Raw genomic sequence first — 20,458 nt, 5'->3', positions numbered from 1 at the left:
CCATGGCAGTGTTAAAAGCAGTGGGTCTGCAGAAGAGCTACAAGCGCCGCATGGTGGTGAGTGACGTCAGCCTGGAAGTGGGCACCGGCCAGATTGTCGGCCTGCTCGGCCCCAACGGGGCGGGCAAGACCACCTCCTTCTACATGATCGTGGGGCTGGTGCAGCGCGATGCCGGTCTCATCACCATCGACGATCAGGACATCAGCCTGCAGCCCATGCATGTGCGGGCGCGTAACGGCATCGGTTACCTGCCGCAGGAGGCCTCCATCTTCCGTCGCCTGTCGGTGTTCGACAACCTGATGGGCGTGATGCAGACCCGCAAGGGGTTGAGCCGTGAAGAGCGTGAAGACAAGGTTCAGCAACTGCTGGAAGAGTTCAATATCACCCACATTCGCGACAACCTGGGGCAGAGCCTCTCCGGCGGTGAGCGCCGTCGGGTCGAGATCGCCCGTGCGCTGGCGGCCGAGCCGCGTTTTATTCTGCTGGATGAACCCTTTGCAGGGGTTGACCCGATTTCTGTGATAGACATCAAGAAGATCATTCAGCATCTGAAAGATAGAGGCCTTGGCGTCTTGATTACCGACCACAACGTCAGAGAGACTCTGGACGTATGTGAGAAGGCCTATATCGTCAGCCACGGCAAGATGATTGCCGAAGGTGCACCGGCTGACATCCTTGCCGATGAGCAGGTCAAGCGCGTCTATTTGGGCGATCAATTCAGTCTATAGTAAGGGGGCATGCCTTCATTTCCTTTGACGAGTGCCTCGCTGAACATAAGGATATCCCGACGTAGATGAAGCCGACATTACAGTTGCGTCTCGGTCAGTCCCTGACCATGACGCCGCAATTACAACAAGCGATTCGTCTGCTCCAGCTCTCCACTCTGGAACTTCAGCAGGAAATTCAGCAAGCGCTCGAAAACAACCCTCTGCTGGAGCAGGAAGAGAGCGAGGCGCAAGAGACCAGTCCGGAAGCGCCGGTCGATGCCAGCCAGCTGGATTCCAGCGATGCCATGGCTCAGGAGCAGATGCCGGATGAGTTGCCGGTGGATACCACCTGGGACGAGGTTTACTCTGCCGGCACCGCCCAGAGCGCGGGCCCCATCCACGATGGGGAAGATAGCGTCTATCAGGGTGAAACCACCGAAAACCTGCAGGATTATCTGCTGTGGCAGATGCGACTCACACCGTTTAGCGATGTGGATGCCGCCATCGCGCTCGCCATCATCGATGCCATCGACGAATCAGGTTATCTGACCGTTGCGCTGGAGGATATCCAGGCTGCCGTCACCAGCGATGACGTAGAGGTGGAGCTCGATGAGGTCGAGGCGGTACTCAAGCGGGTGCAGCACTTCGATCCGGTCGGTATTGCTGCCCGTTCTGTGCAGGAGTGTTTGCTGATCCAGCTGGATCAGTATGACCCGCAGACCCCCTGGCTCAACGAGGCCAAGGAGGTGATCCTCGAGCACATGGAGCTGCTCGGCAACCGGGATTACCGCACCCTCGCCCGCAAGACAAAACTCAAGGAGAGCGACCTCAAGGAGGTGCTGGATTTGATCCAGCTGCTGGAGCCGCGCCCCGGCAATGGCATCATCCAGAGCGACTCCCAGTACGTGATCCCCGACGTCTCCGTGGTCAAGAAGGGCAGCAAGTGGGTGGTCGAGCTCAATCCCGACTCTGCCCCCCGCATCCGGGTCAACGAGACCTATGCCGCCATGGCCCGCAACGCCCGCAGCAGCACCGACACCCAGTTTATCCGCTCCCATTTGCAGGAAGCCAAGTGGTTCATCAAGAGCCTGGAAAGTCGCAATGACACCCTGCTGAAAGTGGCCAGTTGCATTGTCGAGCAGCAACAGGGCTTTTTCGAGTATGGTGAAGAGGCGATGAAGCCGATGGTGCTCAATGACATCGCCGAAGCGGTAGAGATGCATGAGTCGACCATCTCCCGGGTGACGACCCAGAAGTACATGCATACCCCCCGTGGTATCTTCGAATTGAAGTTTTTTTTCTCCAGCCATGTGAACACCGAAGGAGGAGGAGAGTGCTCATCGACCGCAATTCGCGCGCTCATCAAGAAGCTGGTCACGGCAGAGAATCCTGCCAAGCCGTTAAGTGATAGCAAGATCGCGGATTTGCTGGCCGAACAGGGTATTATGGTGGCGAGACGCACGATCGCTAAGTATCGCGAATCCTTGTTTATCCCACCTTCCAATCAGCGCAAACGCCTGGTTTAGGCAAACAAAAGGATGATGTTATGCAAATTAACCTGACCGGACACCATGTCGAGATCACCGAAGCTCTGCGTGATTATGTGAATAACAAATTTGCCAAACTCGAGCGTCACTTCGACCACATCAACAATGTTCATGTGGTGCTTAGCGTGGAAAAACTGAACCAGATAGCGGAAGCCAAATTGCACGTCAGCGGTGGCGAAGTGTTTGCCAACTCTGAACATGCCGATATGTATGCTGCGATAGACACCTTGCTCGACAAGCTGGACAGGCAGATCATCAAGCACAAAGATAAGTTAAACAAAAAATAACCATGCAACTTGAACACATACTGAGTCGGGACTGCACCAAGAGTGCAGTCCCTTGTACCAGCAAGAAACGCGCCCTCGAAATCATCAGCGAGCTGGCCGCCGAACGCCTTGGCACCTCCCGTCAGGCGCTGTTTGAATGCTTGCTGGCCCGCGAAAAAATGGGTAGTACCGGGATCGGTGCCGGTATTGCGATCCCCCACGGTCGCATTGACGATGAGTTCCCGCCAACCGCGATCCTGATGACCTTTGCCGACCCTATTCCTTTCGACTCCATCGACAATCAACCGGTTGACCTGCTGTTTGCCTTGCTGGTGCCGGAAAGCGAGTGCAAGCAGCATCTCAAGACCCTTTCTCTGATGGCTTCCAAGCTGGGTGACAAGGCGGTTTGCCGCCAGTTGCGTCAGGCAACCAGCGACGAAGAGCTCTATCAGATCATGACCTCGGCCTGACAGCAGGCCAAGGATGAGACACCCGTTTTGGCGTGAGGGAACAAGATGCAGTTAATCGTGGTAAGTGGACGTTCGGGCTCCGGTAAAACGGTAGCCCTGCGAGTGCTGGAAGATCTGGGTTACTACTGTGTGGATAACCTGCCGGTCAATTTGCTGCCCCAGCTGATTGTCTCGGTGGAGAGCCAGTACGACAAGCTGGCGGTCAGTATCGATGTGCGCAACCTGCCGAGCGATCCGGAGAAACTGGAAAATCTGCTGGCTCAGGTGCGCAATGAGGGGCGGGTTGAGTTCTCCAGCTTCTTCTTCGACGCCGACAACGGCACCCTGCTCAAGCGCTATGGCGAGAGCCGCCGTTTGCACCCCCTCTCACGCAACAAGCTGTCGCTGGATGAGGCGATTCGGGAGGAGACCCACCTGCTGGCGCCACTCTCCTCGACCGCTGACCTGCGCATCGACACCACCACCCTCAGCATTCATGACCTGAGCGAGCTCATCAAGACCCGGGTACTCGGCAAGAAAGAGAACGAGCTGGTGCTGGTGTTCGAGTCGTTCGGCTTCAAGTACGGCATTCCCAAGGATGCTGACTTCGTGTTCGATGCCCGCTTCCTGCCCAATCCGCACTGGATCCCCGAGCTCAAGCCGTTCACTGGTAAGGATGAGCCGGTCGCCAACTACCTCTCGGCGCAGGCTGACGTAATGCTGTTTACCCAGCAGATCGAGAACATGCTGGTGACCTGGTTGCCCCATCTGGAGCGCAACAATCGCAGCTACCTCACGGTCGGCATCGGTTGCACCGGCGGTCAGCACCGCTCGGTCTTTATTGCAGAACGGCTGGCCAGTGCATTCCGTTTGCTTGGCAAGAACGTGCAGATCCGCCACCGCACTCTTGACAAGAGTGCCCCCCAATCCTGACGGACCAATAGGACGACCCGATGACTGTTTCCGCCTCGGTTGAAGTGAAAAACAAGCTGGGTATTCATGCCAGACCTGCCATGATGCTGTTCGAGTTGGTGCAGGGTTTCGATGCTCACGTGCTGCTGCGCAATGAAGATGGTGTGGAGGCCGATGCTGACAGCATCATCGGCCTGCTGATGCTGGATTCCGCGCAAGGGCGGCAGGTGGAAGTACAGGTTGAGGGCCCCGAAGAGGTCGAGGCCCTGGCCGCCGTGGTGGAGCTGTTCACCTCTGGCTTTAATGAGGAGTAGTCACTCCTCGTTCTTCTTCTATTCCTTTCACTTGTATTCGGTCGCGCTATTGCGGCATGACATGGCTGACTATGTAGTTCCATGGAGAAATGAGAGTTAGGCGCAGCCTAACAGGCTGCAGGCTGATGCAATAGACCTTTGCCGCGTTAGCTGGCCGATGAGACATTGCTGACTCCAGCCCGGTTCTGATAGCGCACATCCTCTTCAATGGTGACCACCACTTCCAGCGGCTTGCCGGAGCGTAACACCGATATGGTCAGCTTGGTGCCGGGGCGGCTCTCGGCGATCTTGTCCAAGGCGGCTCTGGGACCGCTGATGGCTTCGCCGTTGATCTTGAGCAGCACATCCCCTCGTTGCAGACCGCCTTTGGCTGCTGGACCGTAGGGATCCAGACTCTTCACTACCAGACCACGCAGATCGCCGAGATTCATCATCCGCGCGATTATCGGGTTGATCTCGACGCTGGATATCCCAAGGTAGCCGCGAATGACCCTGCCATTGGTGATCAGCTCATCCATGATCCGCTTCGCCAGCCGGTAGGGGATGGCAAAGCTGATGCCGTAGCTCTCCTGATTGCCGTTGAGGTGATAAGTGGCGGTGTTGATGCCCACCAGATCGCCACGGCCGTTGACCAGCGCGCCACCCGAGTTGCCCTCGTTGATGGCGGCATCGGTCTGCAGCAGATCCTGCCGGCCATTGCTGTCCGGCCCCATGCTGGAGAGACCGGTGCGGCCAGTCGCGCTGATGATGCCCTGGGTGATGGTCTGGCCGACGTTGTAGGGATTGCCGATGGCGAGTACTACATCGCCCACTTCTGGCAACCGCTCCGGATCTTGCGGGATTACCGGCAGGTTATCTGACTCGATATAGAGCACGGCAAGGTCGGTAAGCGGGTCTGTGCCGACCAGCTCGGCACTGAAAACCCGGCCATCCTGCAGGGCTACGATGATCTGGTCGGCGTCAGCGATGACGTGGTAGTTGGTCAGCACGTAGCCGCGCTGGGTCATGATGACGCCGGAGCCCAGTCCTTGTGGACGCAGTTCCCCCTGATTGCCCTGGTTGGGAGCAAAGCTGCGGGTGTAGATGTTGACGACGGCGGGGCCGGCCCGATGAGCGGCATAGGAGAAACTCAGTTCTCGGGCATTGGTGATGAGCCCCGGGAGTTGGGCGCCACCGCGAAAATTGGGAAACAGCAGCAACAGCAGCACCGCGACGGTCAAACCGAAACCGACAGACTTGCCCAAGTAACTGACTAAAGGGGAAATTTTCATGTCATTCTCATCCGTACAGGCTGCGGGCAGAGAATAACACTATCGATGGATAAAAATCACCCGCGGCGAAGGCCGCGGGTGATAGAGAGGTTGTTGAACCATCAGGGGGTTAGCGGATCACCAGATAGAGCGAGGAGTCGCCGCGCTGGATATTGAGCGCCAGTACGTCAGGCTTGTTCTTGAGCGCCTTGCTCAGCTCGCCCAAGGTGTTGATGCGCAGACGGTTGACCCCGATGATGATGTCCCCCTTCTGCAGGCCGGAAGCGGCTGCCGGAGAACGGGGATCAATGTCGGCCACGGCGACGCCGGAGACCGGATCGGTAGTGGTGCTCAGCTTGGCCCCTTCCAGTGCCGGATGCAGCGCGCTGGCGCGCACTTCGCTGTCATCGGCCTGCTTCAGGGTCACTTTGGCCGTTTGTGACTTGCCATCGCGGATCAGTCCCAGCTCGACCTGCTTGCCAGCGCCCATGGTGGCGATCTTGGCACGTAGCTCGCCGAAGGAGCGAACCGGCTTGCCATCGATGCTGACGATGATATCGCCCGCCTTGATGCCCGCCTTGTCTGCGGCGGAGTCAGGCATGACCTGGTTGACGAAGGCGCCATCCTTCTTGTTGTAGCCGAAGGTCTTGGCGATGTCTGAGGTGAGTTCGGTACCGGTAATGCCCAGCTGACCGCGACGCACTTCACCGTACTTGACGATCTGCTCGGTCAGATCCCGCACCATGTTGGAGGGGATGGCAAAGCCGATGCCGATGTTGCCGCCGTTCGGGCCCAGAATCGCGGTGTTGATACCGATCAGCTCGCCACGCAGATTGAGCAGGGCACCGCCCGAGTTACCTGAGTTGATGGCCGCATCGGTCTGGATGAAGTTTTCCAGATTCTCGATGTTGAGGCCGCTGCGACCGAGCGCGCTGACGATACCTGAGGTAACGGTCTGACCCAGACCAAACGGGTTGCCGATTGCCAACGCATAGTCACCCACCCGCAGCTCGTCGGAGTCGGCGAACTTGATCTGCACCAGATCCTCGGCCTTGATTTGCAGCAGGGCGATGTCGGACTGCTTATCTTCACCGATCTTCTTGGCCGCATATTCACGACCATCCTTCAGAGTGACCTTGATCTCGTCCGCCTCGTGAACCACGTGGGCGTTGGTGATCACGTAACCCTTCTTGGCATCGACGATGACACCGGAGCCGAGAGCCTGGAACGGCTGCTCGCTCACCTGTTCATCGGGCATATTGGGACCGAAGAAGAAACGGAATTGTTCCGGCAGACGCTGGCGGGTGATCTTCTTGCCGGAGACAGAGATATTAACTACGGCAGGAGTGACCTGTTCGAGAACGGGGGCCAGACTTGGCATCTCCTGATTAGAGCCTAACAGGGAAGGCAGTGCGGCCTGAGCAGGGGCCGCAGACATGGCGATACCGACGCTGAGGGCTAGCACACTGAGCATGGAAAGAGGTTTACGCATATGAAAAACAGCTCCCAGAAAAAGTTGCATTGCAATCGTCAAGGTCAGACCACAGGGCTGGCCAATTAGTTCCGCGAGGAGCTAATTTGGTTGTTTGAGCAGTCCGGAAGAGGCGCCGGCATAGTCGCGAGGCGGTACGCCTGGCTCATCTGCTTCTTTGGTTGGGGCTTCTTCTACCAATGATTCACGGAACAGCGGTTCCTGCGCCTTGGCCAGGAATTTGCTCTGCTCGGCCATGTGGCGATAGAGGGTCTGATACTGCTCGGCCAGTTGCTCCATCAGCGCGGCGCTGTCGGCGAAGTGGGTATTGATTTGGCCCTGATAGCTTTCGAGCTCCTTGTGGGCCTTTTTCAGTTCCTGTTCCAGACGGCCGGCATCGCGGCTGCGTACCGAAAAACGGCCGAGAACGATACCGATAATCAAGGCCGCGACAGCCAGCAGGATCCCAGTTAACAGACTCATAGATGCTCCTTGTTACAGCTAAAACAGAGTGGGTTTATGCGGTCGTCATAACCGCCATGCCTTGATGGCACTATACCGTGCGTCCTGAGGCCGTGATACCATTTTGTCCTCGATTCAGGGACTTGGAGAGGCGCTCAAGGATGACACCGCAGCAAAAATACCAGCAGGATCTGCTGCGCCCCGGCTTTTTGGCCGACCCCGCGCAGGGGATGGCCATTAGCAGGCTGGAGCGACTGTATCAGGATTTGCTACGGCGCCCGACTCCGACCAGATCTCGAGGGCTGCTGGGTTGGCTGCAGAAGCCCAAGCCGCCGGAGCCCGTCCTCGGTATCTATATGTGGGGCGGAGTGGGCCGAGGCAAGACCTGGCTGATGGATACCTTTTTCGACAGCCTGCCGGGGACGCGCAAGATGCGCAGCCATTTCCACCGTTTCATGCACCGCATTCACGATGAATTGCAGGGGTTGAGCGGGCAGTCCGATCCCCTCAAACTGGTGGCCAGCAAGCTTGCCAGCGAGACAGACATCATCTGTTTCGACGAATTTTTTGTCTCCGACATCACCGATGCCATGTTGCTGGGCACGCTGTTTCAGGAGCTGTTTGGTCACGGTGTTGTGCTGGTCGCCACTTCAAATATTCCGCCGCAGGATCTTTATCGCAACGGGCTGCAGCGAGCCCGTTTTTTGCCAGCTATCGAGCTGATCGAGCGTCATTGCGAGGTACTTAACGTAGATGGCGGTATCGACTATCGCCTGCGTACGCTGGAACAAGCGGAGATTTATCACTGCCCGCTGGACTTGCAGGCAAAAGCCAATCTTGACCACTATTTTCAGCAATTAACCGGTGGGCACACGGCTTGCGAGGGGACGTTCGAGGTCAATCATCGTCAGCTGACGTCGCTCGGAATGGGGGAAGGGGTGCTCTATATGGAATTTGAGCAACTTTGCTTTACTCCCCGCTCCCAGAACGACTATATCGAGCTGGCCAGACTGTTCCATACTGTTCTGCTGGCCAATGTGCAGCCAATGGGCACAGGCACGGATGACGCGGCTCGCCGCTTCATTGCCATGGTCGATGAGTTTTATGAACGGCACGTCAAGCTCATCATATCGGCGGCGGTTCCCATGGCAGAACTCTACGGCGAAGGGCTGCTGAATTTCGAATTCCAACGCTGTCTTTCACGGCTTCAGGAAATGCAATCGCACGAATACCTTGCCAGAGTGCACCTTCCTTAGTCACAATACCGCGCCTGCCAGTCGGATGGGCATCTGCGGCAGGTAGGGCCGGGCGACATTTGCTGGTTTCATGGCAGTGAAATTAGCAGGTGATATTTAAGGCAACTTCACTTATAATCGCCCGGCCCACGTTACAGCTGTCGATAAGACAGCAACACTTTAAGCTTTACTTGTATTCGAAGGGGTACAGGTAGGCCATCGTTTGTTGTTTGTGGGAGAGCCCCCATAAACAATTGGGTCTGTAACAGGTAATTGGGTTTAACTTAATGAAAACTTTCGTTGCCAAGCCAGAAACCGTAAAACGTGACTGGTACATTGTGGACGCAGAAGGTAAAACTCTGGGTCGTATCGCAACCGAGATCGCTGCTCGTCTGCGTGGTAAGCACAAAGCTGAATACACTCCGCACGTTGACACCGGTGATTACATCATCGTTGTAAACGCTGAGAAGGTACGTGTTACCGGTAAGAAAACTACCGACAAAATGTACCACGCTCACTCCGGTTTCCCGGGTGGTATCAAGTCAATCAGCTTCGACAAGCTGATTCAGCGTAAACCGGAAATGGTAATCGAAGCTGCTGTTAAAGGCATGCTGCCGAAAGGTCCTCTGGGCCGTGCCATGTTCCGTAAACTGAAAGTTTACGCAGGCGCCGAGCACGCTCACGCTGCTCAGCAACCTCAAGTACTGGATATCTAATCGGGAACTGGCAACATGGCAGAAAATCAATACTACGGTACCGGCCGTCGCAAAAGCTCCACTGCTCGCGTATTTATCAAAGCGGGTAGCGGTAAGATCGTAATCAACCAGCGCTCCCTGGAGCAGTACTTCGGTCGTCCGACTGCCCGCATGGTAGTTCGTCAGCCGCTGGAACTGGTTGAGATGACCGAGAAACTGGATCTGTACATCACCGTTAACGGTGGTGGCATCTCCGGTCAAGCTGGTGCGATCCGCCACGGTATCACTCGTGCTCTGATGCAGTACGATGAAACCCTGCGTTCCGAACTGCGTAAAGCAGGCTTTGTTACTCGCGATGCCCGTAAGGTTGAGCGTAAGAAAGTCGGTCTGCACAAAGCTCGTAAGCGTCCGCAGTACTCCAAGCGTTAATTCGCTTTCGGTGCTCACTCTTTCGAGTGTCAAAAAAGCCTGGCAACCGCCAGGCTTTTTTTATTAGTAATATTACCGACATCAATGCTAACCACGCGTCACAAAAGACAAAAAATTGTTTCTTTATTGTTTTTATTGCTCACCGCTCTTTCTTGTCAAGTTGTTATCTTTTCTTTAAAATTTCCCCTGTTTTCTGTGGCAATTGTAAATCCAGCTTCCGCCGCTGTTGTCACGGGAAAAATGGGGAACAGGGACACTATAAGAATGTGCGGAGTCCACATGGGAGAGTTTTTGGATGAGCAATGCGCCAGTTGATACCGGTCGCCGCAGATTTCTTACCTGGTCAACGGTTGCCGTTGGTGGGGTAGGAGCTGCGTTTACCGCAGTGCCGTTTATAAAGTCATGGAATCCGAGTGCCAAGGCCAAAGCAGCCGGTGCACCGGTTGAAGTCGATATCAGCAAGTTGGAACCGGGTCAGCTCATCCGTGTCGAGTGGCGTGGCAAACCCGTCTGGGTGGTGAAACGCACCAAGCAGACGCTGGATGCCCTGGCAGCACATGATGACAAGTTGCGGGATCCCTCATCAGAAGAGCCGCAGCAGCCTGACTATGCCCATAACGGGTACAGATCGATCAAGCCCGAAATTTTTGTCGCGGTCGGTATCTGCACCCATCTCGGGTGTTCACCTTCTTATCTGCCTGACAGTTTTGGTGAGCAGGTGCAGGGGGTTTCGTCCGGCTTCTTCTGCCCGTGTCATGGCTCCAAGTTCGATATGGCTGGCCGTGTGTTCCAGGGGGTGCCTGCACCACTGAACCTGGTTATTCCGCCGTATCAATTCATTAACGACACCACCATTCTGGTCGGTGCCGATGGCAAGGAGGCCTGATCATGTTGAGCAAACTGATGGGCTGGATTGACGATCGCTTTCCGCTTACGGCCATGTACAACGACCACATGGCCAAGTATCCGGCTCCGAAGAACCTGAACTTCTGGTATTTCTTCGGTTCGCTGGCCATGTTGGTGCTGGTTAACCAGATCATCACCGGCATCTGGCTGACCATGAACTACAACCCCTCTGCGGAAGGTGCGTTTGCCTCCGTCGAGTACATCATGCGGGATGTGGAGTATGGCTGGCTGCTACGTTACATGCACTCTACCGGTGCCTCTGCCTTCTTCGTGGTGGTCTACCTGCACATGTTCCGAGGTATGATTTACGGCTCTTACCAGAAGCCGCGCGAGCTGCTGTGGATTTTCGGCATGCTGATCTTCCTGGTGCTGATGGCGGAAGCCTTTATGGGCTACTTGCTGCCCTGGGGACAGATGTCATTCTGGGGGGCCCAGGTCATCATTTCGCTGTTTGGTGCCATTCCGGTCATCGGTGACGATCTTACCCTGTGGATCCGTGGTGACTACGTTATCTCTGGTGCGACTCTGAACCGCTTCTTCGCGCTGCACGTCATCGCGTTGCCGCTGGTTTTGGTGATGCTGGTTGCGATGCATATCCTGGCGCTGCACGAAGTGGGCTCCAACAACCCGGATGGCATCGATATCAAGAAGCACAAGGACGAGAACGGCTGGCCGCTGGATGCGGTGGCATTCCATCCTTACTTCACCGTCAAGGATATGATCGGTGTCGCTGGCTTCCTGTTCTTCTTCTGCGCCATCATTTTCTTCAAGCCGGATATGTGGGGTTACTTCCTCGAGAAGCCGAACTTTGAAGTGGCCAACGGCCTGAAGACTCCGGCTCACATCGCGCCTGTGTGGTACTTCACCCCCTTCTACGCGATTCTGCGTGCGGTACCTGACAAGCTGCTTGGCGTCATCATGATGGGCCTCTCTATTGTGGTGTTGTTCCTGCTGCCCTGGCTGGATCGCTGCAAGGTGCGTTCAGTACGCTATCGCAGCAAGCTGCACAAGCTGAACATCGCCCAGTTTGTGGTCTGCTTCATCATTCTGGGGGTGCTGGGTGTACTGCCGTCGACGCCGACTCTGACGCTGGTTGCCCAGATCTGTACCTTGGGTTATTTCGGTTTCTTCGTGCTGTTGTTCTTCTACAGCAAAAACGAACGCACCAAGCCGCTGCCGGAGAGGGTGACATTTAAATGAAAAAAATAATATTTGCAGTGCTGACCCTGCTGCCCTCTCTGGTGTTTGCCGCTGGAGGTGCGGTTGCACTGGACAAGGCCAATTACGATCTGAGTGACAAGGCATCCCTGCAACGCGGAGCTGCCACCTTCATGAATTATTGTGCCGGCTGCCACTCTACCCAGTACCAACGCTACAACCGGGTTGCTGCCGATCTGGAGATCCCTGAGGATCTGATGAAGGAGAACCTCATTTTCACCGACGCCAAAGTGGGTGATCTGATGAAGAGTGCCATGTCCGAGAAGGATGCCGCCAAGTGGTTTGGTGCGCCGCCTCCCGACCTGACTCTGGTTGCCCGAGTACGTGGTGCGGACTGGATTTACACTTATCTGCGTTCTTTTTACGTGGATCCGACCCGTCCGTTTGGTGTGAATAACGTGGTGTTCCCGTCAGTGGGCATGCCCCATGTGCTGGAGCCGCTGCAGGGGACTCCCCGTGCCGAGTTCGCGACTCACATGGTCGATGGCGTCGAGACCCAGCAGGTTGTCAGCATCAAATCTGACGGCAACGGTGAAATGGATGACGAAGAGTATGATAAGACGGTACTGGATCTGGTAAACTTCTTGGTCTACTCGGCTGAACCGGTACAACAGGAGCGTGAACGCATGGGCTTCTGGGTGCTTGGCTTCATCGTGATCTTCTTCATCTTCACTGTGCTGTTGAAGAAGGAATTCTGGCGCGACGTTCACTAAGCGACCAGATCCGGGTAATATAATGCACGGCAATGAAGACCAAGATGCTTCATTGCCGTTTCTGCTTTTTTATGACGGGAGGGTTCAATGGCTGTAGCTGCCAATAAGCGTTCGGTAATGACGCTGTTTTCCGGTGCCAACGATATGTTCAGCCATCAGGTGCGTATTGTCCTGGCGGAGAAGGGTGTTAGTGTGGATATCTGTCAGGTTGACCCAGCCAATCTGCCGGATGAGCTGGCCGAGCTGAACCCGTACAACTCTGTACCGACCCTGGTTGATCGTGAGCTGGCGCTCTACACCTCGCGCATCATCATGGAGTATCTGGATGAGCGCTTCCCGCATCCGCCCCTGATGCCTGTTTACCCGGTTGCCCGCGGTAACAGCCGTCTGATGATGCACCGCATCGAGCTGGACTGGTACTCCCTGGCCGACAAGATCATGGCCGGTACCGATGCTGAAGCGGCACGCAACGAACTGCGTGACAACCTGCTGGCCATCGCGCCGATCTTCGGTGAAATGCCCTATTTCATGAGCGAAGAGTTCGGTCTGGTAGATTGCTACATGGCACCGCTGCTGTGGCGTCTGCCGAGCCTTGGCATCGACCTGACCGGTCGTGGCGCCAAAGAGCTGAAGGCCTACATGGTTCGTCTGTTCGAGCGTGAGTCCTTCCAGGCTTCCCTGACCGAAGCCGAACGCGAGATCCGTGCTGGCGTATGAGCATGGAACCGACAATGACACCGAGCCGCCCGTACTTGTTACGGGCGTTCTTTGACTGGTTGCTGGACAACGATCTGACCCCTCATCTGGTGGTCAACGTCAACATTCCCCATGTGATGGTGCCGATGCAGTTTGCTCAGGACGGGCAAATTGTACTGAATATCGCGCCCCGAGCCGTGATGCAATTTCACATGGATAACGAGGCTATCAGCTTCAGTGCCCGTTTTGGCGGGGTATCCCAGCAGGTCTATATCCCGATGGCGGCCGTGCTGGCTATCCATGCCCGGGAGAACGGCGTGGGCACCATGTTCCCGCCTGAGCCGGGTTACGATATCTGGCTGGAGCAGGCTGAAGCGCCGGTGGAGCCTGAGCCGGAACCGCCGCGTCCAAGCGGTCGTCCGACCCTGAAGGTGATCAAATAAAAAACGCAGCCGATTGGCTGCGTTTTTTTATGTGCGGTCGGGCTTAGTTCTGGGCGAATTCGAAGGCCTTGATCACGCGCTTCACGCCGGTGACATGGCGGGCGATGTTGACTGCCTGCTCTCCCTCCTGGCGAGTCACCAGACCAATCAGGAACACCTCGCCGTTCTCGGTGACCACCTTGACCTTGGTGCTGTCGAAGTTCTTGGTGCCGAACATGTCGGCTTTCACCTTGGAGGTGATCCAGGAGTCATTGCTGCGGGTGGTGAAACTGGCAGGTTGGCCGATGCGCAATTCGTTGTAGACGTGGCGGACCCCTTCGATGCGACTGACAATTTTGCCCGCCTCAATCTTGTAAACGTCAGAAGGTGTCTGGCCGACCAGCAGGACGCGGCCATTGTTGCTGTAGACGCTGATCTTGCTGGCTGCGCTGAGGGGTTTGTTGTCGGCCAGCAGATTGGCCGCTTTCAGCTCGATGGTCTGGTCATCCCACTGCGCGCCCAGGGTTCGGCGATCGCCAGAGGCCTTGGCAGTCCCTGCGGCGCCGCCAACAACCAGGGCTGCGCAGCCTTGCAGCAGCATGGTGCTAACCAGCAGACCGAGCAGGATAGTGTGCTTTTTCATGGTTTCAATCTTCCTGTTGCGGGAAAAGTGTCTGGTCGATGAGATCACACAGGCAGTGCAGGGTCAACAGGTTCACTTCCAGAATGCGAGGGCGACGGGCGGAGGGAACACGGATCTCCACATCGTTTGGGCCGAGCAGACCTGCCATTTCGCCACCGTCACCCCCGCTCAGCACCACTATGGTCATGTCGCGGGAGAGGGCAGCCTCGGCGGCCTTGATCAGGCTGCGGCTGTGGCCGGAGGTGGTGATGACCACCAGAATGTCGCCAGGCTGGCCCAGCGCGCGGATCTGCTTGGAGTAGACCTCTTCAAAACCGTGGTCGGTGGCGATGGCGCTGATGGTTGCCATGTCCGGAGTCAGGGCCATGCCGGGCAGGGAGGGGCGCTGGGTCTCGTAGCAGTTGACCAGCTCGGAGATAAACAGTTGCGCCAGTGCGGCAGAAGGACCGTTACCGCATGCCAGCACCTTGTGGCCATTGAGCAGGCAGATGGTGATCATCTGGGCTGCAGTATGGATGGCATCCGGCAACGCCTCGGCGGCGGCTATCTTGGTCTGGATGCTTTCGGTGTAGTTCTCTTTGATGCGGTCAGTCATAGGGTCCTCTTAAAATGCGTTCTGGATCCAGGCTGGCTGGTCGCCCTCGAACGCAATCACATCGAATCGGCAGGCCTGATTGGCCTCGTTGATGGCATGTTGCTTCAAATAGTGGCGCGCTGCCAGCATGATCTTGTGCTGTTTGCTGCAGGTGACCGAGCTGGCGGCCCCGCCATGGCTGCCGGTGGCCCGGTAGCGCACCTCAACAAACACCAGGGTCTGGCCCTGGTGCATGATGAGATCTATTTCACCGCCACGACAGCGGTAGTTGCGAGCTACCGGTTGCAGGCCCCGGGCCTGCAACCAGCGTTCAGCGACTTGTTCAAAGTGCTGTCCCTTGCTCGTTGGTGAGGGGAACAGGCTCGGCAACTGCTGGCGCATCCGTTTCCATAGTTCCTTCATTGGAGGGCTCCTCCAGTTGCTGAACGGCGTTCTCGTCGACCAGTTTGCCGTTCTGGTAAGTACCCCAGCTCAGCATCCGCACGATATTGCCCTGGGCATCCACGCTCAGCTGACCACTCATGCCGGCCTGCTGCATGCCGCCTACCTTGCGCATCTGCTGGAGGTTCTCAGCCAGGCTGACGGCATCGTAGCCCATGGCAAACAGACGCAGCAGGTCACCCTGGGTCTGCGGCCAGAGCAGAGCGATCTGCTCGCGCTGTTTCTCGTAGCCGCCCAGCAGCAGCGGCATATCGGCGATATGCATGCCGTTGAGCTCGGAGGCGACCTCGGTGGCGGCGCTGTCGTAGCCACGGGAGCTGGTGTAGATGGGCAGGCTGCCCATCGGATTGACCGAGACATCCACATAGGGCTTGATCATCCGGGTTTCCAGACTGTTGGCGACCACGTAAACGGCATCGATGCTGCGCGGTGTGGCATCAGAGAGTTGCACCACTTCACCTGCACGGGCGGTAGAGCGGCCGCTCAGGGCATTCTTGACCATCCCCTGCACTTCGTTGCGCGCACCGAAGGTGGCAACGACCGGCTTATCCTGGCTCAGGGTGGCCCAGCTCTGCTCGAACGCCTTGATACTGCTGTAACCGATCCGCCCCTGGGCGGCGATCAGCAGCGGTTTACGGTAGCCCTGGGTGTAAAGGTACTGGGCTGCCTGCGCGGCATCTGCGGCAGCAGAAAGGGAGAAGTAGTAGGTGGTGTCGTTGACGACCGGCTTGTCCAGCTCGTTGAGCGCCAGTACCGGCACGGTCGGATTGGCCTTGAGCAGCTCCTCGACCCGATCTTTCAGCAGCGGGCCGATGATCATGTCTGCCCCTTCCTGAATCGCCTGCTTATAAAGGTCGCCGGTCGACTTGCTCTGGGTGTCGTAGAAGTTCAGGGTGAATTGCCCCTGATTTTCCTTATAAGACATCAGCATACCATTACGGATGGCTGCGCCCTGCGGCTCCAGATTGCCGGAGAGGGGCAGCAGCACAGCGATCTGTTGCACCGAGGTGCTGGCAGTGGCCGCCAGATCGCCCAATCCTGCCGGCATATCTTTCTGGGCCGGATGGTTGGGGAAGTCGCGCTTCCAGCCTGCCAGTTGGCGGGCCAGCAAGTTCGGCTGGGCGCCAAACTCGTTGACCAGTGCCGCCAGTCGTAGCCAGCCGGTGGTCACATCAGGGGCCGGAGCCTCTTCCAGCGCTTGCAGGGTGGAAGGGGTCATGCTTTTGAGCAACGACCAGATTTGCTGATGGTTGGTCGCCTGCTCGCTCTGATTGAGGTAGGGCTCCAGTGCAATCAATGACTTGGCTGCGCCAAACTTGTTATTGATGTCGAGCTGCAGCACTACGCGCTGGCGATACCAATCCTTCTGGGTATCGGCATCCAGCACCACCTCAGGTTTGCCTTCCAGCAGGATCAGCGCCTGATTGGCGTGGCCTTGCGCCAGCAACAGATGGGCTTGCAGTAGTTGCAACTGCGCCTTCTGAACGGGATCCTTGGCCTGCTTCTGCAATTGCTGGAACAGCGCCGAGGCCGGTTTGGCCTGGCCCAGCGCCAGATAGCTGCGTGCCGCCAGCATCTGCCAGGTAAAGGCCTCGGCCGGCTTGGCGGGATCCACCTGCTCAAGATACCACTGGGCATTCTTGGTCAGATTGGAGAACGCAGAGGGCATGCCTGACTGCCCTGACGGTTGAGTGGGCTCCGACGCACAGGCGGCGAGCAGTACTGCCGCGAGTATGATGCCGAAGAGTCGTGATACACTTAGCTGCTTTGTAACCCGGTTCAAGTTCATTCCCCGACCAGTGTTGAAGTTCCCCATAGTGTAAACGGGCCAATATGGCGACACAATTGTCGGGGCACTCGGAGATCCCATGAGTGACATCCCAACCCTGTATATAGTCCCCACTCCGATCGGCAATCTGGCGGACATCACCCAGCGTGCATTGGACATTTTACGCAGTGTCGATCTGGTGGCCGCCGAAGATACCCGTCATACCGGTATCCTGCTCAGCCACTACCAAATCTCGGTGCCGACCTTCGCCCTGCACGATCACAACGAGCAGCAGAAAGCCGATGTGCTGATCGGCCGGCTCAAAGAGGGCAAGAGTGTTGCGCTGGTCTCCGATGCCGGCACCCCGCTCATCAGCGACCCCGGTTATCACTTGGTCACCCGCTGTCGTGAAGCCGGGGTAAAGGTGGTGCCGCTGCCCGGTCCCTGTGCTGCCATCACCGCGCTAAGTGCGGCCGGTCTGCCCACCGATCGCTTTGCCTTTGAAGGCTTCCTGCCCGCCAAGAGCAAGGGTCGCGATGATCGTCTGCAAGCCGTTATCGAAGACACCCGCTCGCTGGTGTTTTACGAATCCCCGCGTCGTGTGCAGGATACAGTGGAAGCGATTGCTCGCATTCTCGGCGAGCGTCAGGTGGTGGTGTGCCGCGAGCTGACCAAGACCTTCGAGTCGATCCACGGTCTGCCAGCCTCTGAAATGCTGGCCTGGCTTGGTGAGGATGAGAACCGCTGCCGCGGCGAGATCGTGCTGGTCGTGAGTGGTGCCTCCAAAGATGAAGAGGATCTGCCAGCCGAGGCGATCCGTACTCTGGGTCTGCTGGTAACCGAGCTGCCACTGAAAAAAGCGGCTGCCCTGACCGCCGAGATCCACGGCGTGAAGAAGAATGCCCTCTACAAATACGGTCTCGAGCACTATTGAGCCGATGAAATAGGCAGGCAGACTGCTTTTTGACCTGTACAATCCCCCGAACCGGCGAGCATTCAGCATGTAAACGGGGGCCAAAGCGCGATAAATGGCTGTAAACGGGAATTGCCGGTTTACCCCGTGCGTATCGCAAGGCTATAATCCGCGCCTCGGAGTTGGCTGGGCAATCGCTGCTTCGTCGTTGTGTCCCTCGGGACAGACGGGCGGAGGGGAGGAAAGTCCGGGCTTCACAGGGCAGGGTGCCAGGTAACGCCTGGGGGGCGTGAGCCTACGACCAGTGCAACAGAGAGCAGACCGCCGATGGCCCGCAAGGGATCAGGTAAGGGTGAAAGGGTGCGGTAAGAGCGCACCGCGCGACTGGCAACAGTTCGTGGCACGGTAAACTCCACCCGAAGCAAGACCAAATAGGCCCCTATTGGCGCGGCCCGCGTTGGGGGCGGGTAGGTTGCTTGAGCCAGCGAGCGATTACTGGCCTAGAGGAATGATTGCTACCCGGGGCAACCCGGTACAGAACCCGGCTTACAGGCCGACTCCGACCTCATTCCGAAGAGCCCCGCGATTTATCGCGGGGCTCTTTTTTATGCATGAGAAAATATGGCTTCGTTGGCAAGATATTTTCGACCTTGTCATTTTGCATGAAAATATATGTTTTAAATCAATCGAATAGTTTTGTATTTGGCACGATGGCAGCGATAGATGGTGATAGAACCCAGGATGGTTGTTCGCACCCACATATTGTGTGTGTTCTCAGTTCATTCACTTATTTCAATTAATCACCAGAGTTTAACGCCAAATAACTTGTGGAAAATCAACCCACTCAATCCGCAGCATGCAATTGCTGCGTCAATATGTTCCCTCTGCCTCATCTCCTTGCTTGAAAAGCCCCCTGCACGTCCTTAAACTTCAAGGTGGGGAAAAGTGGATCAAAGTGGTTTTTAGAGGGGCAATCTGCCTGCTCACTCACCTTCAGGGACTGCAATTTGTTGCGTGGCGCTCATGCCATCAGCCTGGACAGTAAAGGGCGGCTGGCAATTCCGACCAAATTCCGTGATTGGCTGCGCGATGAAAGCGACGGCCAGCTGGTCTGCACCATCGATATTGCCCATCCCTGTCTGCTGCTTTATCCCCTGAATGAATGGGAAGAGGTCGAGCGCAAGCTAAAGACGCTTTCCAGCATGAATCCCGCAGAGCGCCGTTTGCAGCGACTGCTGCTGGGACATGCAACCGAGTGCGAGCTGGATGGCAATGGCCGTCTGCTGCTCAGTCAGCCACTGCGCAATCATGCGGGGCTGGACAAGAAAATCATGCTGGTGGGCCAGCTCAACAAGTTTGAGTTGTGGGATGAAGCCCGCTGGCAACAACAGGTCAATGACGACATCTTGGGTCTGCCCGGGGACGATTGGGCAAGCTCACCACGACTACAGGATTTCTCTTTATAAATGACCCAAGCCGCTGAACACATCACAGTGCTGCTGCACGAAGCCGTTGAAGGTCTGGCCATCAAGCCGGATGGTGTCTACGTCGACGGTACTTTTGGCCGTGGTGGTCATTCTCGTCTGATCCTGCAGCACCTTGGCCCCAATGGCCGCCTGATCGCCATCGACCGCGATCCCCAGGCTATCGCCGAAGCGGCCAAGATCCAGGATCCCCGTTTCGAAATCGTGCACGGCCCCTTCTCCGGCATCGCCTCCTATCTGGATGAGCGCGGTTTGCTGGGCAAGGTGGATGGCTTCCTGCTGGATCTGGGGGTCTCTTCACCCCAGTTGGATGATGCCGAGCGCGGTTTCAGCTTTATGAAAGATGGTCCGCTCGATATGCGGATGGACCCCACCTCCGGCCAGAGCGCTGCCGAGTGGCTGGCCAAGGCCGATGTGGATGACATCGCCTGGGTGTTGAAGACCTTCGGTGAGGAGCGGTTTGCCAAGAAGATCGCCCGTGCCATCGTGCACGACCGCGTGACCGAGCCTTATGTGCGTACGCGTCAACTGGCGGAGATGATTGCCCGGGTCAATCCGAGCAAGGAGAAGGGCAAGCATGCGGCAACCCGCAGTTTCCAGGCCATTCGCATCTATATCAACAGCGAGCTGGACGAGATCGAAACCGCGCTCAACGGTGCACTGGAAGTGCTGGCACCACATGGCCGTCTGTCGGTTATCAGCTTCCATTCGCTGGAAGACCGCTTGGTGAAGCATTTCATCCGCAAGCACGAGAAGGGACCGGAAGTGCCTTACGGCATTCCCTTGACCGAGGCCCAGCTGGCAGGCGGTCGCAAATTGAAGTCGGTCGGCAAGGCACTCAAGCCTTCTGATCATGAAGTATCTGAAAACAGCCGGTCACGCAGCTCGGTGCTGCGGGTTGCCGAACGGCTGGCGGAGTAAG

General features: G+C 57.0%; 24 protein-coding genes and 1 other RNA gene. 18 read left to right on the top strand and 7 right to left on the bottom strand.

The genetic code is table 11. The annotated features are described in order from the left end of the window. Positions 1 to 2 precede the first annotated feature (2 nt). From lptB to npr, 6 genes are all read left to right on the top strand, one after another. Entirely contained in the window at positions 3 to 728 is a 726-nt protein-coding gene (gene lptB / locus G5253_RS11630; RefSeq protein ID WP_005336333.1) for an LPS export ABC transporter ATP-binding protein, read from the top strand. Positions 729 to 793: 65 nt separating this feature from the next. Then, positions 794 to 2,233 carry an RNA polymerase factor sigma-54 gene (locus tag G5253_RS11625; RefSeq protein ID WP_005336331.1) on the top strand — a complete coding sequence of 480 codons (1,440 nt, stop codon included), beginning with the start codon at positions 794 to 796 and terminating at the stop codon, positions 2,231 to 2,233. Positions 2,234 to 2,253: 20 nt separating this feature from the next. Next, positions 2,254 to 2,541: a ribosome hibernation promoting factor gene (gene hpf, locus G5253_RS11620; RefSeq protein WP_005336323.1), complete on the top strand. Its 288-nt coding sequence runs from the start codon at positions 2,254 to 2,256 to the stop codon at positions 2,539 to 2,541. Positions 2,542 to 2,543: 2 nt separating this feature from the next. Continuing rightward, positions 2,544 to 2,990 carry a PTS IIA-like nitrogen regulatory protein PtsN gene (gene ptsN / locus G5253_RS11615; protein WP_005336322.1) on the top strand — a complete coding sequence of 149 codons (447 nt, stop codon included), beginning with the start codon at positions 2,544 to 2,546 and terminating at the stop codon, positions 2,988 to 2,990. A gap of 45 nt (positions 2,991 to 3,035) precedes the next feature. After that, positions 3,036 to 3,902: an RNase adapter RapZ gene (gene rapZ / locus G5253_RS11610; RefSeq protein WP_040068818.1), complete on the top strand. Its 867-nt coding sequence runs from the start codon at positions 3,036 to 3,038 to the stop codon at positions 3,900 to 3,902. Between the two features lie 20 nt (positions 3,903 to 3,922). Then, the gene (gene npr, locus G5253_RS11605; RefSeq protein ID WP_005336318.1) at positions 3,923 to 4,195 is read left to right on the top strand and encodes a PTS phosphocarrier protein NPr; all 273 of its coding nucleotides are present in this window, start codon (positions 3,923 to 3,925) and stop codon (positions 4,193 to 4,195) included. A 146-nt stretch (positions 4,196 to 4,341) separates the two neighbouring features. Here npr and degS read toward each other — a convergent pair whose 3' ends face one another. The 3 genes from degS to G5253_RS11590 all read right to left on the bottom strand — a co-directional run bounded on the left by degS (position 4,342) and on the right by G5253_RS11590 (position 7,399). Further along, on the bottom strand, positions 4,342 to 5,466 hold the full coding sequence (degS, locus tag G5253_RS11600) for an outer membrane-stress sensor serine endopeptidase DegS (RefSeq protein ID WP_266134915.1): 1,125 nt from the start codon (positions 5,464 to 5,466) through the stop codon (positions 4,342 to 4,344). Positions 5,467 to 5,575: 109 nt separating this feature from the next. Next, positions 5,576 to 6,937: a Do family serine endopeptidase gene (locus tag G5253_RS11595; protein ID WP_216952220.1), complete on the bottom strand. Its 1,362-nt coding sequence runs from the start codon at positions 6,935 to 6,937 to the stop codon at positions 5,576 to 5,578. Between the two features lie 81 nt (positions 6,938 to 7,018). Then, positions 7,019 to 7,399 (bottom strand): YhcB family protein, encoded by a 381-nt coding sequence (locus G5253_RS11590; RefSeq protein ID WP_216952219.1) that lies wholly within the window; start codon positions 7,397 to 7,399, stop codon positions 7,019 to 7,021. A 140-nt stretch (positions 7,400 to 7,539) separates the two neighbouring features. On the opposite strand from G5253_RS11590, the gene zapE reads away from it, so the two are divergent. The 8 genes from zapE to G5253_RS11550 all read left to right on the top strand — a co-directional run bounded on the left by zapE (position 7,540) and on the right by G5253_RS11550 (position 13,713). Beyond that, positions 7,540 to 8,634: a cell division protein ZapE gene (zapE, locus tag G5253_RS11585; RefSeq protein ID WP_266134914.1), complete on the top strand. Its 1,095-nt coding sequence runs from the start codon at positions 7,540 to 7,542 to the stop codon at positions 8,632 to 8,634. A gap of 266 nt (positions 8,635 to 8,900) precedes the next feature. Continuing rightward, complete coding sequence (gene rplM / locus G5253_RS11580; RefSeq protein WP_005341737.1) at positions 8,901 to 9,329, top strand: 50S ribosomal protein L13; 429 nt, start codon at positions 8,901 to 8,903, stop codon at positions 9,327 to 9,329. A gap of 15 nt (positions 9,330 to 9,344) precedes the next feature. Continuing rightward, complete coding sequence (gene rpsI / locus G5253_RS11575; protein ID WP_005336286.1) at positions 9,345 to 9,737, top strand: 30S ribosomal protein S9; 393 nt, start codon at positions 9,345 to 9,347, stop codon at positions 9,735 to 9,737. Positions 9,738 to 10,032: 295 nt separating this feature from the next. Beyond that, positions 10,033 to 10,623, top strand: coding sequence for a ubiquinol-cytochrome c reductase iron-sulfur subunit (petA, locus tag G5253_RS11570; protein WP_266134913.1), 591 nt, complete (start codon positions 10,033 to 10,035; stop codon positions 10,621 to 10,623). A gap of 2 nt (positions 10,624 to 10,625) precedes the next feature. Beyond that, positions 10,626 to 11,843 (top strand): cytochrome b, encoded by a 1,218-nt coding sequence (locus G5253_RS11565; RefSeq protein WP_005341735.1) that lies wholly within the window; start codon positions 10,626 to 10,628, stop codon positions 11,841 to 11,843. Next, entirely contained in the window at positions 11,840 to 12,574 is a 735-nt protein-coding gene (locus G5253_RS11560) for a cytochrome c1 (protein WP_201938939.1), read from the top strand. The genes G5253_RS11565 and G5253_RS11560 overlap by 4 nt, the downstream gene beginning before the upstream one ends. Before the next feature lie 87 nt (positions 12,575 to 12,661). After that, complete coding sequence (gene sspA, locus G5253_RS11555) at positions 12,662 to 13,291, top strand: stringent starvation protein SspA (RefSeq protein WP_005336279.1); 630 nt, start codon at positions 12,662 to 12,664, stop codon at positions 13,289 to 13,291. Further along, positions 13,288 to 13,713 carry a ClpXP protease specificity-enhancing factor gene (locus G5253_RS11550; protein WP_005336278.1) on the top strand — a complete coding sequence of 142 codons (426 nt, stop codon included), beginning with the start codon at positions 13,288 to 13,290 and terminating at the stop codon, positions 13,711 to 13,713. Before sspA ends, G5253_RS11550 begins: the two co-directional genes overlap by 4 nt. 43 nt (positions 13,714 to 13,756) lie before the next feature. Here G5253_RS11550 and dolP read toward each other — a convergent pair whose 3' ends face one another. The 4 genes from dolP to G5253_RS11530 are packed head-to-tail and all read right to left on the bottom strand — an operon-like array spanning position 13,757 to position 17,040. Further along, positions 13,757 to 14,335 carry a division/outer membrane stress-associated lipid-binding lipoprotein gene (dolP, locus tag G5253_RS11545; RefSeq protein ID WP_266134912.1) on the bottom strand — a complete coding sequence of 193 codons (579 nt, stop codon included), beginning with the start codon at positions 14,333 to 14,335 and terminating at the stop codon, positions 13,757 to 13,759. Between the two features lie 4 nt (positions 14,336 to 14,339). Continuing rightward, the gene (locus tag G5253_RS11540; protein ID WP_118854505.1) at positions 14,340 to 14,930 is read right to left on the bottom strand and encodes a D-sedoheptulose-7-phosphate isomerase; all 591 of its coding nucleotides are present in this window, start codon (positions 14,928 to 14,930) and stop codon (positions 14,340 to 14,342) included. Positions 14,931 to 14,939: 9 nt separating this feature from the next. Then, a complete protein-coding gene (locus tag G5253_RS11535) occupies positions 14,940 to 15,311 on the bottom strand; it encodes a YraN family protein (protein ID WP_410170583.1) in 372 nt (123 codons plus the stop codon). Further along, entirely contained in the window at positions 15,253 to 17,040 is a 1,788-nt protein-coding gene (locus tag G5253_RS11530; RefSeq protein WP_266134910.1) for a penicillin-binding protein activator, read from the bottom strand. Before G5253_RS11530 ends, G5253_RS11535 begins: the two co-directional genes overlap by 59 nt. A 199-nt stretch (positions 17,041 to 17,239) precedes the next feature. On the opposite strand from G5253_RS11530, the gene rsmI reads away from it, so the two are divergent. From rsmI to rsmH, 4 genes are all read left to right on the top strand, one after another. After that, positions 17,240 to 18,073: a 16S rRNA (cytidine(1402)-2'-O)-methyltransferase gene (gene rsmI, locus G5253_RS11525; protein ID WP_266134909.1), complete on the top strand. Its 834-nt coding sequence runs from the start codon at positions 17,240 to 17,242 to the stop codon at positions 18,071 to 18,073. Between the two features lie 157 nt (positions 18,074 to 18,230). After that, positions 18,231 to 18,617: RNase P RNA component class A (rnpB, locus tag G5253_RS11520), an RNA gene on the top strand. Positions 18,618 to 19,059: 442 nt separating this feature from the next. Then, positions 19,060 to 19,518, top strand: a complete 459-nt coding sequence (gene mraZ, locus G5253_RS11515) for a division/cell wall cluster transcriptional repressor MraZ (RefSeq protein WP_033115394.1) — start codon at positions 19,060 to 19,062, stop codon at positions 19,516 to 19,518. Beyond that, complete coding sequence (gene rsmH, locus G5253_RS11510; protein WP_005336168.1) at positions 19,519 to 20,457, top strand: 16S rRNA (cytosine(1402)-N(4))-methyltransferase RsmH; 939 nt, start codon at positions 19,519 to 19,521, stop codon at positions 20,455 to 20,457. Position 20,458 lies beyond the last annotated feature (1 nt).

Source organism: Aeromonas sp. 602658, from assembly GCF_049173005.1.
GTDB classification, from domain to species: Bacteria; Pseudomonadota; Gammaproteobacteria; order Enterobacterales; family Aeromonadaceae; genus Aeromonas; species Aeromonas veronii_A.
The sequence above is the reverse complement of the archived record's forward strand: the minus strand, read 5'-3'. Positions and strand labels throughout refer to the sequence as shown.